At 68.9% G+C, this 15,137-nt stretch carries 4 protein-coding genes; all 4 read right to left on the bottom strand.

Annotated elements, in window-relative coordinates; all coding sequences use genetic code 11:
* Positions 1 to 3: 3 nt before the first annotated feature.
* The 4 genes from AC07X6_RS02215 to AC07X6_RS02200 all read right to left on the bottom strand — a co-directional run bounded on the left by AC07X6_RS02215 (position 4) and on the right by AC07X6_RS02200 (position 15,026).
* On the bottom strand, positions 4 to 963 hold the full coding sequence (locus AC07X6_RS02215; protein WP_494789947.1) for an FAD binding domain-containing protein: 960 nt from the start codon (positions 961 to 963) through the stop codon (positions 4 to 6).
* Complete coding sequence (gene paoA / locus AC07X6_RS02210; RefSeq protein WP_230538279.1) at positions 960 to 1,610, bottom strand: aldehyde dehydrogenase iron-sulfur subunit PaoA; 651 nt, start codon at positions 1,608 to 1,610, stop codon at positions 960 to 962. Before paoA ends, AC07X6_RS02215 begins: the two co-directional genes overlap by 4 nt.
* Before the next feature lie 76 nt (positions 1,611 to 1,686).
* Positions 1,687 to 2,412 carry a sigma-70 family RNA polymerase sigma factor gene (locus AC07X6_RS02205; protein WP_494789946.1) on the bottom strand — a complete coding sequence of 242 codons (726 nt, stop codon included), beginning with the start codon at positions 2,410 to 2,412 and terminating at the stop codon, positions 1,687 to 1,689.
* Positions 2,409 to 15,026 carry a filamentous hemagglutinin family protein gene (locus tag AC07X6_RS02200; RefSeq protein ID WP_494789945.1) on the bottom strand — a complete coding sequence of 4,206 codons (12,618 nt, stop codon included), beginning with the start codon at positions 15,024 to 15,026 and terminating at the stop codon, positions 2,409 to 2,411. The genes AC07X6_RS02205 and AC07X6_RS02200 overlap by 4 nt, the downstream gene beginning before the upstream one ends.
* Between the last annotated feature and the right edge of the window lie 111 nt (positions 15,027 to 15,137).

Raw genomic sequence — 15,137 nt, 5'->3', positions numbered from 1 at the left:
GCCCTAGCCTTTCTTCGCTGGTGCTTCAGCCATCACGGCGGCAATCGTGCGCTGCGCCAGAATCACCTTGTAGGCATTGTCGGCCGTCGGCCTGGCGCCGGCCAGCAGGCGTTCGCTGACGGCGGCGGCGCCATCCGGCATCGATTGCTCGGCGGCAAGCACTCTCCACGGCTGCGGCGCGACGCCGCCCAAGGCCAGCCGGCCCGTGCCGTTGGGCAAGATGATGGCCGCCACGGACACCAGCGCGAACGCATACGAGGCGCGGTCGCGCACCTTGCGGTAGACATGCGTGCCGCCGATAGGCCGGGGCAAGGTCACGCTGGTGATCAATTCGCCCGGCTGCAGCGCCGTTTCCAGCTGCGGCGTGTTGCCCGGCAAGCGGTAAAAGTCGGCGATGGGGATGCTACGCGTGCTGCCGTCAGCCCGCACCGTGTCGATGCCGGCGTCGAGCACGCGCATGGCCACGGCCATGTCGCTCGGGTGCGTGGCGATGCACGCCTCGCTGCCGCCCAAAATCGCCAGCGGCCGGCTGTAGCCGCCGATGGCCGAGCAGCCGCTGCCCGGCACGCGCTTGTTGCAGGCCTGGTTCGTGTCATAAAAATACGGGCAGCGCGTGCGCTGCAGCAAGTTGCCGGCCGTCGTCGCCTTGTTGCGCAGTTGCGCGGAAGCCCCCGCCAGCAAGGCGCGCGACAGCACGGCATAATCGCGGCGCACGGTGGCGTGCGCCGCCAGGGCCGTATTGCGCACGAGGGCGCCGATGCGCAAGCCGCCGTCCTTCGTCGTTTCCACTTTATCCAGCGCGAGGCCATTGACGTCGATCAAATGCGTGGGCGTTTCGATCTCCAGTTTCATCAGGTCGAGCAGATTCGTGCCGCCCGCGATGAAGCGGGCGCCCGGCGTGTGCAAGGCGGCGGCCGCCGCTTCGGCCGGCGTGGCGGCCTTCTGGTAGCTGAAGACTCTCATGCCGGCCTCCCCGCCACCTCGGTGATGGCGTCGATGATGTTGGAATACGCGCCGCAGCGGCACAGATTGCCGCTCATGCGTTCGCGCAATTCTTCCGGTGTCACCGAGGGGGCCGCATTCAAGTCCGCGCTGGCGTGGCTGGGGATGCCCTGGCGGATCTCGCCCAGCGCGGCGACGGCCGAGCAGATCTGCCCCGGCGTGCAATAGCCGCATTGATAACCGTCATGCGCGATGAAGGCGGTCTGCATCGGATGCAGTTTCTCCGGCGTGCCCAGCCCCTCGATGGTGGTGACCCTGGCGCCGTCATGCATCACGGCAAGAGTGAGGCAGGCATTGATGCGCTGGCCGTCGAGCATGACGGTGCAGGCGCCGCACTGGCCGTGGTCGCAGCCTTTCTTGGTCCCCGTCAGGTGCAAATGTTCGCGCAAGGCGTCGAGCAAGGTGGTGCGCGTGTCGAGTTCCAGGCTGTGGCGCCGGCCGTTGATGTCCAGATTGACTTTCATCAACACCGGCGGCGGAGAAACACTGGCCGTGTTGACCGCTTGCGCCGCTCCCGCCACGCCGGGCACCGCCGCGGCCGTGGCCGACAGCGCGCCGGCGATCAGCACGCCGCGCCTGCCGGCATTGATAGGATTAATCTCTGTCATGTCGCGCTTCCTCCTGGCTGTGGACTGGCTGGGTGGGCGCATGCAAGCCCGAAGCAGCAGTCTGGCGGCCGGATTCCTACGCGTCTGTACGCGAACGAACGTTCAGCCTCAAACCGCGCCGGGTCGTGCCGACGCCCCCCTGCGCCGCATACCCCGTGTGGCGGGCGCAGTGGTCGAGCGCCTGGCGCAAGGCCGTATCGACATTGCGCAAGGACATGTCGTGCCGCTCGGCCACTTCCTGCCGGGTCAGCTCATCCACGCGCAGCGCTTCGAGCACTTGCCGGTGGCGCCGCGGCAGCAGCTCGACGGCTTGCGCCAGGCGGCGCACGTCGGCCTGCAGCTCGGCCAGGCGCTCCGGCCCGGCCGCCGTATCGGCCAGGAAATCGACGAGGCCGGCGGCGCCATCTCCATCGCCCTCGTCCGCATACAGCCAGGCGCGGTTGCGGCGCAGGCTGTCCATGGCCGCATTGCAGGCCACGCGGAACACATAGGCGACGGGGCTGTGCGCCAGCGCCGCGCCATCCCCGGCCGCCAGCGCGCCCAGGCGCAGCCAGGCGTCGTGCAGGCTGTCGCTGGCCAGTTCGGCGCAACCGAGGTGGCGCGCCAGGCGCCGGTGCAAGCTCCGGTAATTGCTTTCCAGCACAGCCTGCAGCCGGGCGCCCTGCCCCGGCGCCGGCAGGGGCGCCATATCGTTGGCCGCCTGCCGGCGGGGCCGGATGGCGGGCCGGCACCAGGCCATGCCGGCAGCGCCCGGCATGCGCAAGGGCAAGGCATCGGCCACATTCGCCATGCCGGCCATCATGGCGACAACCTGCTGCGTTCCTGCGCCGTCAGCTGGCGCGTGGCCGATTCCGGCAGCGGGCCCAGGCCCAGCACGCGCACGGCGCTGCGCGGGTTGTAGTCGGCCGCCTCGGTGCGCGCGCCCTCCTGCGGCGCCGCTTGCGCGCTGTCGGGCGGGGCGTCGCTGCCAAAGCCCAGCACGCGCACCGTGAACACGGATGGCTGCGCCGAACGGGTGGCGGCGCGCTCGCGCTGCACCACGTCCTGGGCGGCGGCCGTGGCCTGCGTGGCGGCCGCGCTGGCGTTCGTCATGGCGGCCACGTTGACGGACGCCACCGCCGGCATGCCCTTCGCTTCGCCCTTGACCTGGATGTTCGCCGCGTTCATCACCGTCAGCGCGGCCAGGTTGACGTTGCCCGAGACGCGGATGCCCGCCTCGCCCGCGTCGATGGTGCCCAGCGGCGCCAGCAAATCGACGTCGCCGGCCGGCACTTCGGCGATCGGCGCCAGGGTGGCGATGCCGGCGCCCGTGCTCGGCACGTCGGACGACAGGGTCACATTGCCCCAGTTGTCATACACGCGCTTGGGCGGCGTATAGACGATGGTCGACTTCGAGCCGCGGCCCGCGTTGATATCGCCTTGCGACGACCAGCCGAGGATATCGCCGCCAAACGTCGTCATGACGCGGCTCTGGCCCAGCAGGATGCTGCCGTGCGAGAACAGCTCGATATTGCCGCCGCCCTTGGTGATGATGCCCGAGGTCGACGGCGGTGCCTCGCCTTCGATGCCGAACACCTGTTTGCCGCCCGGCGTCAACAGCTGGATGTCGCCGCCAAAGTTCGTGTGCACGTAGCCGCTGCGGGGGAAATAGTCCCAGCGCTGCTCGCCATCATTGCGCACCGCGTACAGCCCGCGGTACATGACGATGTCGCCCGCATAGGCAATCGCCTTGCCATTCGCGTCGGCGGCCGGCGCCAGGGCCGCGATGGCGTTGCGGCTGCGCAGGAAGCTGCCGTAGCGGGCGCTGTCCACATCGTTGAACTCGCGCCCGCCCGCCTTCAGTTCCGCGAAATACACGTCGCGGGCAAACACGCGCTGCTGCGGCTCGGGCAAGGCCAGATAAAAGGCCTGCGCCTCGGCGGCCGTGCCCTTGAAGCCGTAGCGTTCATTCAGCCAGGTCGTCAATTCGGTCGCATACGACTTCACCACCTTGCCGGCCTGGTCGGCCAGCGGCACGCCCGCCTGCGCCACGTTGGCCGGGTCCAGATACGGCTTGACGAAGCGCAGGTAGTCGAGACCGGCGGCGCCCACGCCCGCCTGCATGGCGATGCTGGCGCCCGGGCGTTTATCTCCGGCGACGACAGGACCGAGGCTGACGACGCTGCCCTTGTCCTGCATCAATATGTTGCGTCCGGCGCTGATATCGAGCGTGCCGGGGCCGGCCACGTTGAAGGAGCTGTTCAGGATATCGCGCCCGGCCGACACCAGCGACACGTCATACGCATTATTGTGCACGACCAGGTTACTGATATTGGCGAAACGCATCTCGCTGCCGCTGGCCTGGCCATTGATGGCTTCCAGCTGCGCCGTGCCGCTGCCGACGATATCGCGGCCCGCCTTCATCCACACGGGCTGCCCGCCCTCGTACCAGGTAATGCCCGCATGCTTGGCGTCGGAAAAGGCGAGGATGCGGCCGCTATTCACGCCCACCAGGTCGCCCGTGACGGCATAGATACGGGCCGCTTGCGTGCCGCTGTTGGCGGAGCCGGCCGAGGAATTGGGGCCGAAGGCAAACAGCGGGAAGTTCCATTTCGTTGCCGGCGTCCCCGTGCTTGAGACATTGCTAGCCAGGGGACTGGTCACGTAAGACTTGATATCCCAGCCCGTGAAGCCAGGCTTGAACGGCGTCGCGATGCTGTCGGCGGCAGCGCCGGACTGGCTGATGGCATAGCCGCCCGCATAGATGGAATCACTGGCCAGCCATTGCAACTGGGCGTTGGAAGACGGCGCCAGCACCAAAGGATCCGCATACACGGACGCGCTACCCCAATCCGCGATGGTCTTGCCGTAGTACAGGCTGCCATTCGCGGCAGCCGCCCGCACGATGGAGGGATAGACGATGGCCAGGTCGGTGGCCGTGCCGACCGGCGCCGTCAACGGCGTCATGTTGCCGCCGGCGGAGAACAGGTCGAGCGCCGTGCGCGGCGTCCACAGGCTGAACCAGCTGTAGCCAAAGCCCTGCTCGCCCGCCGCGCCGGTAAACGGCGTGGCATTGAACGCGGTCACGCGGCCGGGGTCGGCAACGTCCTGCAGCACCTGGTCGCCCAGCGTCGCCACGTTGAACGTGGCATCGCCCGGCACCAGGGTCATGCCGCCCCGGGGCGAGGCGCGCGTGGCACGGAAGGCGTCAAAGGCGCGCGTTTCCAGCGGCACGTGATCCGTATTGCGCGTACCGTATTCCAGCGCCACGCTGCCCAACTGCGTGGCCAACGTTTCCACGTGGCCACGCAAGTCGACCAGCGCGCCATTCAGGTGGCCGCCACCGGGCTTGCTGGCGGGGTTGAGGGCGCCGCCCACGCGCAGGTCCAGGTCGCCGCCGCCCGTCAGCAGCAGGCTGCCGTCGGCCTGCACGCGGCCCGTGCCGCCGACAGCCAGCAGCAAGCCCTGCGAGCGTCGGTTGATGTTTTCACTATAAGAGCTGCCCGTCAGCGGCGCCAGCACGCCCGCATCGCCTGCCACGTCGGCGCGCAGATTGCCGCCGCCCAGGGTGCCGAAGCCTGTAAAGCCCAGCACCGTATCGGCCAGGGTATCGCGGGCCACGTAGCTGCCGAAATTGATCCACCACGCCGTCGGCTGGGGCGCGCCGCCTGTGGCCACGCCACCGCTGCCCTGGCGCCACAGCCAGTTGCCCACTGCCACCGAGTCAGCCATGCCATCCTTGCTCACGGGACGCAGGTTGCTGGCGGTAGCCGCGTCGATCAGCGAGCCGCTCAAGTCACCGGCCACCTGCAGCAGCAGATTGCCGCCCTGGTCCGGATACCATGCGCGGTAAATGCTGTCGGCGCCGCCGTCGACCAGATGTTCGTGCGCACCGTCCGGATTGTTCAATACCTTGCCGTCGGCATTGCGCGCCCGTGCCTGGTTGAACGGGTCGCCTGCCGACGTCGCCGTGGACGACATGCCGGCCGTGTACACGCCGTACAGGCTGTCCACGCGCAAGTCGCCGCCGCTGACCAGGTCCAGGTCGCCCGTGCCCGTGCGCAGCACGCTGTGGCGCAGGCTCGACGCCTTGTAGTCGAACGTGGCGTTGGGCAGGCCGCACCAGGTGGGATTGTCCTCGCAAATGGTCGGCCACTTGAGCGCCACGGGGTCAAGCAGGTCGCCCGCCTTCACGTTGTCATCCGCAAACTCTTCCGCGCCGGCCTTGGTCCACACGTAGGCCACCCTCAGATCGCACCAGCCGGGGGTGTCGGCACAGAACTGCGCAATCGTGGTGCCGTTCTGATTGAGGAATTCCTCGGAGATCGGCTCGCCCGCCACGACGCCTTCGATGCCCTGCTCTCCCGCTTCCTTGCTCCAGTACTGCACGCCTTTCGGCGGGATCAGGATGCCATACATGCCGTAATGGCTGTCGGCCAGGCGCAGGGTGCCGTGGCTTGGGTGCGCCTGCACGCCGCGCGTGTCGGCCGCCTCCAGGTCGGCGCCGGCCACCAGGCGCATGCCCCATGCTTGCGAGCCTTCCGCCAGCATGGGCGCGATGGCCCACAGCTTGCCCTGGCTGCCCGCCACGTCCGGACGCAGCGCGATCGATTCCACGCCGGCCATCAGCTTGACGTCGGTGCCGGACGGGATCAGCGCCCCCACGGCCAGCGCCAGCTGGCCATTGAGCGCGAACACCGAGCGTTCGCCCGCCACGCCAGGCAGTGGCACGCCCTTGGGCCAGGTCATGGCGCGCACCTTGACCGCTTGCGCCAGCACGCTGCCCGCGTCGAGGCGCATGCCGGCTGTCAAGGTCTGCGCCGTGGCCAGCAGGCTGCCGGCCGCGTGGACGATATTGCCGGCGCCGTCGCGCACGGCGGCCGCCAGCACCGTGCCTGCCGGCAAGGTGACGGCCTGGTCCAGCGTCGCGGCCACGGGCAGGCGCGTGTCGGCGAGCAGATTGAAGCCCTTGAGGGGCACGTCGTAATTGAGCGCGATCCCGCCCGGGAACAAGGTGCCGTCGGCCACGGTCACGCCCTTGCCCGGCACGATGACGTCGCTGCCATTGATGTCGCGCCCCGGCAGCAAGACCCAGCCGCCGTCGTCCTTGGTGGCCGGTGGCGGCGCGAAGCCGTCATTGATGCTGCCGTAGATGCTCAAATCGCCGCCGGCGCGCAGCAGCAGGCTGCCCACCTCGCCCGAACCGCGCACATTTGTTGCGTGAAAGCGCGGGTTCAGGCTGGCGTAGCGCATGTTTGAGAGATCCAGGTCGCCCCGCACCACCAGGTCGCCGTCCGGCGTCTTGCTGACGATATCGACGCCGGGACGCAAGTGCAGCGCATCGGCATACGCGGCCGTGGTCAAGCCCGCCAGTTTGATATTGCGCAAGTTCGTGTTGGCCAGCGCCGCGTCGATGAAGGCCGTGCTGTCCGCGTGCTTGCTGTCAAGATATGCCTGGTCGATCACCTGGTAGGGGCGGCCGCTGGCCGACGGGTCCGTGGCGTACGCCGCGTCGTCATAGCGCTGCATGGCGTTGACGGCGATCGATTTCGCGCCGCGTATCGTCAAACCGCCGCCGGCCGCAATGGCGATGTCGCCGAAGGTGGCCGCATCAAGATCCGTATGGGCGCCGCCGCTGCCCAGGCGCGGCGCGCTCAATTCCACGGTGCCGCGCGCGGCGCCGTCGTGTTCGCCCTTGCCCTTGCCGGCCACGGCCGCCGTGCCGTGGCGCACGTCGATCTGCGCGCCGCCCGCCAGGTCCAATGTGCCCTCGCCCGCGTTCAATTCCACCGTGGCCCGGTTCGGGCTGTCGATGATCTTGCCATAGCTGTCGACGCGCAACAGCGTGCCATGCGCGTCGAGCACGGCGTTGCCGGCCAAGGTTAATCCATGCTTGCCGGCCAGGCGGATGCTGCCCACGCGCTCGCCGCTGGCGTCGATCACGCCGGCCACCGTCAGGCGGCCATTGTCGACGGACACCTGCACCTCGCCCGCCTTGAGTTCATTGACGATGGTCAAGTCGCCCTGTTTCAGCTGGAAGCTGCGCCCGCCCGTCACGCCGCCTTCCGTCAGGCGCGTGTTCAGCGACGCGAACTGGCTGTCCAGCGTGCCGCCCGCGCCCAGCGTCTGCGCGCGCACGTCCACGCTGCCCTTCTTGTATGGCACGACGGTGCCGCCCGCGTCGTAGCTGCCGCTGGCGCCGCCCAGTATCCTGCCTTGCAAGTCCACCATGCCGGCCGCGCCATCGAGGGCCACGGCTTTCAGGCTGCCGGCGCGGTTGTTCTCGGCCGACAGGTCGATCACGGCGCCGCTGGCTGCGCGGATATCGCCGGCGCGGCTGTCCAGGGTCACGTCGCCGCCCCAGCTGTATTTGTCCACGTCGAAGAAGGTGGACTTGCGGCCCGCCATGTCGATGCGCGCGCCGTCGGCCACGCTGATGTCGTGCTGGGCGCTAATGGTCAGCTTGCCGCTAGGCAACACCACGGCCGTTGCGACGGTGACGCTGTCGCCGTTCAGCGCCAGCTGCGCGCCCAGCGCCGCGTTATTCCTGACGGGGGCCGCTGGCGCCGCGCCCGCCGGCGCCGCCACCGTCAGCGCGCCGCCCGCCGTGTAGCTGTGCGCGGAACCTGCGTCGCCCGTCAGCAGCGGCGTGCTGATATTCAGGTTGCCGCCGCTGTACTGGTAGCCCTTGCCCGTTTCATAGGCGCCCTGCGCCTGGTAGACGGACAGGCTGCCCTTGTGATTGGCCGTCACCTGGCCCGACGCTTTCAGGTTGACGTTGCCAAAGCCCAGCGCCAGGCGGTCGAACGAGGCGACGCCGGCCGGCTGCGTGAAGGGGCCGAAGCCGAAATCGATACGCTCCGCTTCCAGGTTCAGGGTGCCGCTGCCCGTGCCGGCGCCGCGCGTAATCACATTGCCGGCCGGCGACAGGGCGCCACCCCAGATCAGGTTAGCCGTGCGGATGGTCGCCACGGCATCGGCGCCGCCCTGTCCATACATGGCGGGCGTGGTCAGCACCAGGCGCTCCAAGGTCGATTTCCCCGTGCCCTTGTCATAGGTATCGAGCACCACGTCGCCATAGAAATTGACGCTGTCGGCCGCGCTCAGCATGAGCGCCTGCAGGGCCGGCGCGCCCGTGCTGGTATCGCCGCGCAGCAGGCGGTCCAGCAAGCCCTGGTTCATCGCCAGGCCGGTGGAACGCGTGCCGCTGGCCTGGGCCGCCGCCAGCGCCTCGTTCGAGCCAATATTGATGGCGCCCACGGCCAGGCTCAGGTTGCGCGTACCATAGCGCGCCGTGTCGTCCAGCTGGAAGCTGCCGGTGGTCGACAGCAGCAAGGTGCCTTCCGAGTACAGGCCCGCTGTGCCCGTACCTGTGCCCGCGCAAGCGTCGTCGCATACGCCGATGCGGATGCCGCCGCGCGTCGCGCCGCCAACCGGCGCCACATTGAGCAAACCGTTCGAGGCGGCCAGCACGTGCACATCCGGGCGGCTCTTGTAGATGAAGCCGTCGTTGGCGTCATACGCGGCCTTGCCGCGCCCCACAGTGTTGATGCCGGCGCCGGCGGCGATATCGATCAAGCCATCGCCCAATTCATAATTGCCAGGATCCTGGGCCACCAGGAATACCTCGGGCGCCGACAGGACGGCTCCCGCGCGCAGGTAGATGGCGCGCGCCGAGTTGACGCCGAAATTCACGTAATTGCCGCCCTGGCCATACTCCACCGTCGATGAATTGCCCACCACGATGCGGGCCGCGCCGATATTGTTCAGGCTTGACGCGCGCACGCTGACCTGCCCGGCGCCGCTGGTGGCCGGCGCACCGTCGGCGAGGATTTCAATCACGCCAGCGGAGTTAATGTTCGGCATCAGCACCACGCTGCCGCCATAGCCGCCCTCGGCTGCGGCGAACTTGCCCGTGCCATTGAACTGGAACGTGTCCAGGCCGCCGCCTTGCGCCAGGGTCAGCTTGAGCGTCTTGGCGTCGGATGGCAGCTGCGCGCGGGGAATGCCACGCGTTTGCGCATCGGCCAGGGCAAACGCGGCATAGCCTGTTTCGTTGTACTGCGAGTACGTGCGCAAGACCTTGGCCGGCGTGAGTATCAGCTGGCTGGCCAGCGGCGCGCGGATGTCCGTGCCGGCGATCGACAGTGTGCCAGGCGCCGCCCAGGAACCGTTGCGCAGCTGCTGCGCCAGCGTGCCGGCGCTGCCCTGGCCTGCCAGGCCGTTCAGTTCCACGCGGAAGGCACCCGGCAGCAAGGCATAGGTCGATGGCATCAGGGTGTAGGTGCCGGCTGGCAAGCCCGGCACGCCATTGCCTATCGTCACCTGCCGGCCCACGGCCGCATCGGATGCCGCCTTGTCGCCGCCCGAAGGCGATTGCGGCGCCTGCACGCCCGGCACGATGGCGTACACGGGGTTGGTGGCCAGTCCCGGCAGGACAAAACCGCCGTTTGCGCCCACCTGTACCAGCGGATGGTAGCGCGCGTCGGTGGAGCCGCCGCGGCCGGCGATGAAACCGGCGCCCGTCAGTTCGCCGCCGCCGGACAGGTCCAGCAGCGCGCCCGGCCGCACGTCCACGGCCACGCCGGCCATTTCCACGCCGAGGCGCAGGGCGCCCTGCGCATTGAAGCCGCCCACGCCCATGAGGGAGGTCAACTTGCCATCCACGTTCCAGTTCTGGCCATCGACGGTACCGCCATACGGCATGACCAGGCCGGCACCGCTGACGGAGGTGATACTCCCTGGCAACAAATTAACGGTCAGGCTCTTGTCATTGTCATAGCGTGCCGCGCCGATGGCCAGGCGCCCCAGCGGCGCGCGCACCACGCCGCCCTGCTCGATGTGCGCGGCCTCCAGTTCCAGCGAGCCGAAGGCGGAATACGGCATGGCCGGCACGCTGTCGGTGGTGCGCGCGATGTGCAGGGCATGGGCGGGATCGTAGCCGATCTTGCCATTGATGCTGCCATAACCGGCCCGCACGGCGGCGCCGGCGCCCGTTTCCGGATACAGCTGGGCCGCGCTGAGGGTCATGTCGCCCGGCGTGGACAGTACCGTCGTCGCCTGGTTGCCATCCCATCCCAGCGGCGACAGCAGGAAGCGCAGGTCGCCGCGGCTCGTCAGGCGCACGTCGTCGGCGACGATATTGACCATGCCGCGCACGTCGATCAGGTGGCCAGCTATGCTGACCTGGCCGGCCACCGGCGACTGGCCCGCCGTGCCCGGCGTGACATAGTAGTCGCGCCCTGCCGGCTTGACGCTGGCCAGGCGCACGTACGGCGCCGCGATGCCGACCTTCGCACCGGGCTTGCTGCCTGGCGCCAGCACGGGCGCACCGTACAGCTGGAAGCTTTGCTGCAGCGTCAGCGACACGTCGCCATCGAAGGAGGCGGCGCCCAGCAGGGACAGGTTGCCGAAGCCGCCCGCCTCCACTTGCTCCACCGAGTAGCGGCCATGGCCATACTGCAGCAGCGGTGCCGCGTCCTGCGCATGCACGCCGCCGGCCAGGTCGCTGGCAACCTTGCTCTGCGTCAAGGCCAGCTGGCGCCCCTGCAGCACCTTGTCCGTCGCCAGCGTTTTCAGGTAGACGGGCGTGCCCGTGGCCACGGACAGGCTGCCGCCCGCCGCGCCCGCGCCGCCCGCCCGGGCCAGCAGCTGGCCATCGAGGTACAAGCCGTTGTTCGACGCCAGCGCAATGCTGCCGCCCGCGCTGGCCACGTCGATGGCCGCGCCGTTTACGTCCAGCACGGCGTGCGCACCGGAAGCATCCAATACGGCGCCATCGCGCACGACGACGAACAGGCTGGCGGCCGACGTACTGCCCTGCGCATGGTCGATCTCGCCGCCGATGACGATGCTGCCGCCATCGGTCACCTTGCCGTAGCGCCGGCCCTGCGCATCGGTGGCCGTGACGGCGCGCGACGCCACGTCGAGCACGGCGTTTTCGCCTATCCACAGGGAGCGGCCATGCCCGGCCGCTTCCACCGCTTCGGACACGTTCACGTCGACGCCCACGCCGCCCAGGCTGATCTTGCCGCCCCACGCGTTCAGCCGGCCTTCCACCGTCAGCTGGCCCACGCTGGCCAGTTTGATGGACTGGCCCGCATCGACGCTCACCACGGCGCCCTTGCCTATCAGCAGCTCGGCGCTGGCCATGTCGGCCGCGCCGGACTGGATATCGCCCACCTGCAGGGCCAGGCTGGCACCCTTGCGCTGCGTCAAGGTGCCCTTGAGCGGATTTTCCGTGACCTGCTCCGGCGTCCACAAGGCCAGTTTTTCATTGTCCACCACGCGCAGCACGGGCATGCGCACGTCGACTTGCGTGCCGTCCGCCACCGTCAAGCCCTGCTTGCCGAGCAGGCTGTAGCTGGAAAAGCCCTTGTCGAAGAAGTCGCCGCCCAGGTGCAAAGTGCCTGCCCCGGGTTTTTCAATTTCGCCGATCACGATCTTGTTCGCCTGCAATTCGAGCTTGCCGCCGCCCGTCACGCCATGGCCGCGCAGCTGCGCGCCCTCGCCCAGCACCAGGTCGGCCTTGGCCCCATAGCTGGCCAGGGTCACGTTGCCGCCCTTGCCGCCCTGCTGTTTCGCCTGCGACAGGATGGCCGCGCCCGAGCCGGCGTCGATCAGGCTGCCGCTGCCGATGCGCACGTCGCCGTTCGCCCGCAGCGTGACATTGCCGCCATTGATATATGGCAAACCGGCGGCGGCCAGCGGGTCGCGCAGCACGTTATTCAACAGGCCGCTGGTGTCGAGCGTGACGCCGTCGGCCAGCACCAGCTGGCCCGCTAGCCCGCCCGGGTTCACGACCGTATCGACCATGCCCAGCGCGCCGACCTGGTTCAGCACATTGCCGGCCATGATGCTGCCGCCATGGCTGCGCAGGCTGGCGTTGATCGCCACGTCCTTGCCATACAGGGTGATATTGCCGCCATCGGCCACCTGCAGCGCGCTGTCGACCGTGATCGCGCCTTTCGCGGCGAGGCGGATGGCGCCCAGATGTTGTTCATTGAGCAAGCTGGTGTCGAGCAGCAGCTTGCCCTGGCGCTCGGGCGCCAGCACGCCTGTCACGTCGAGGCCGGCGGCGATGCCGTCCTGCACGCGCGTCAGGCGCACCTCGTCCATGACGGCCGACAGCGCATGCTGCAGCACGCCCGTGCGCTTGTCGAACATCGGCTGGTACTGGCCGACGATCAGCTGCCCCCGCTGCGCGGCGGCGAACTGCGACTGCTGGTAGCCGTCGAGCAGGGCCTGCGGCGCCTGCGTCTGGCGCTCGCCCTGGAAGACCTCGCCCGCGATGCCCCCTTCCAGTACGGCAGAACCCGTCGCAACCACCAGCTTGCCCGCGTCGCGGCCCACCGTGTAGCCGTTTTCCAGGCGTTTTTGCGCGGCGATCAGGGGACTGGCGTAAAACGCGCTGGCATCCTTGCCCCAGCGCGCGTGCTCTTCCTCGTAACCCTTGTACACGCCCGCATACGCCAGGTCGGCCGGCGCGCTGCCCGCTTCATACAGCTTGCCGTCCGCGCCCTTGAGCCAGGTCTGGCGCAGCGCGCCCGTCTGCACGTCCAGCGTGCCGCCCGACAGGTTGATGGCGGAGCCAAGCTGCGTGACGACATCCTTGCCGCCGAAGCTGACCGTGCCGCCCTGCGCCATCCATTCGCTGACGGAATGGCCCTGCGTGCCCAGGTAGCCGGCCACTTCCAGCAAGCCGCCGGCCGTGTACCAGCGGTCGCTGTCGTAGCCGTTCGTGCCCTTCGGTACAAACACCAGCTTGCGGCGGTCGACCCAGATACTGCTGTTGAGCAAGGCCTTGCCATCGCGGTTGACGGGCGCGTCGCGCTGCTCGTTGCCCTGCACATTGATCTCGACATTGTTCGCTTCCATGGCCACCTTCACGCCGACGGCGCCGGAAACGTCGAGCTGGGCGCCGTCGCGCAGCAGGCTGCGGCTGGCGGCGTTGACGGCGATCTGGCCGCCCGTGGCCAGGGTCAGCGAGTCGCCCATGAACTCCACCGTGCCGGCGCTGCCGATCTCGATGCGCGACTGGTCGCGGCGGTCGTTCACGGCAACGATGTTTTCCGTGCCCGTCACGGCCGGGCCGCGCATGGCGTCGCGCTGGCTGTCGAGCGCCGTCGTCTTGCCGTCATCCTCGATGACGATGGCCGTGGTGGCGCCGCGGCCCACGCTGACGGCGGCGTCGCTGCCCAGGGCATTGAGGTGTATCGTGCCGCGCGTGGCCGTGGTGGTGGACGCCAGCAGCACGCCGTCCTGCTGCACCGTGCGCCCGGCCAGCGTGACGTCGCCTTCGCGCGCCTGGATCAGGCCCGTGTTGACGACCTTGCCTGCCGTGCTGCCGGCCGCAAACTGCGGCGTGACTTCGCTGCCGCGCGTGGTCGACAGCGGATTGCCGTCCGTGCCCACGCCTTTTTTGATGATAAAACTGTCGCCGGCGGCCAGCAGGGCCTGGCCCTTGGGCGTGCTGATCTCGCCCCCGTTGTGGACTTCCTTGCCCAGCAGCATCACATAACCGCCGCCCTCCGTGCTGCCCTTGGGTGCATTGCTGGCCAGGCGCGCGCCCGCCTGCACCTGCACCTTGCCGGCCGCGTCCGTAAACGTCGTGGCGCCGGCCGTGCCGGCGCTGTAGATGCCGTTTTTCTGGAATTGCGCATCGCCGATGCGGGCCGCGGCCGCCACCAGGCTGCGCGTGTCGACCTGGCTCGTGCCGCTAAACACGATGCCGTTGCGGTTGACCAGCAGCAGCGTGCCATCGGCCTTGATCTGGCCCTGGATCTGGCTGGGTCGCGCTTGCGGGTCGTTGACGCGGTTCAGCACGGCCCAGTCCTTTTGCTGCTGGAACGTCAGGGTCGTGTCCTTACCCACATTAAACGTTTCCCAGTTCAGAATGGCCTTGTCCGCCGTCTGCTGCACCACCACGGCCGTCTTGCCGTTCGCCACCGTCTGCACGGGACCCTGGGCGTTGAGCCAGCCGGCCGTCAGGCTGTTGGTGTCGACCTGCAAGCCGCCCTGCGCCAGGCCGTTCGGCACGCTGGCGCCGCCGGCAACGGCCTGGCGCGCCTGCGCCTGGGCCGCTTGCTGCGCGGCGATGGCGCGCGCGGCCAGGTTCAGGTTGTTGAGCGAGCGCTGCAACTGCTGGTTCGCCTGCTGTTGCTGGCCCTCCGGGCGGCTGCCCAGGGGCAGCGGCTGGCCATTCGGCAGGCGGCCCGAGCTGGCCGCCGTATTCTGCGCCGCGCCCTTGGCCGCGAACCAGTCGCCGCTGAACGCCTGCTGCGCGCGCGCCGGCGTGGTGAAGGCGCCCGCCATCAGCATGGTGGTCAGCGCGTAAGCGAGCGGCGTGAGCCGCAAGCGGCTGCCCAGCGTGGAGCTACGCTGCGCGCCCGTGTCGACGTTTGGGACGGGGCGCTGGGCAGTGTGAAACTTGGTCATGGCAATGGTTTCCTGGCTAGAGAGTAGGGAACGGAGCCTGGCGGTAGCGCAGGCGTCCATGCCTCCATGACGTAGCTCGATGACGGAAGGGATAATGTTTTCTGAAAAATA

This window comes from Janthinobacterium sp. GW460-12-1-14-LB5, assembly GCF_059423585.1.
The sequence above is the reverse complement of the archived record's forward strand: the minus strand, read 5'-3'. Positions and strand labels throughout refer to the sequence as shown.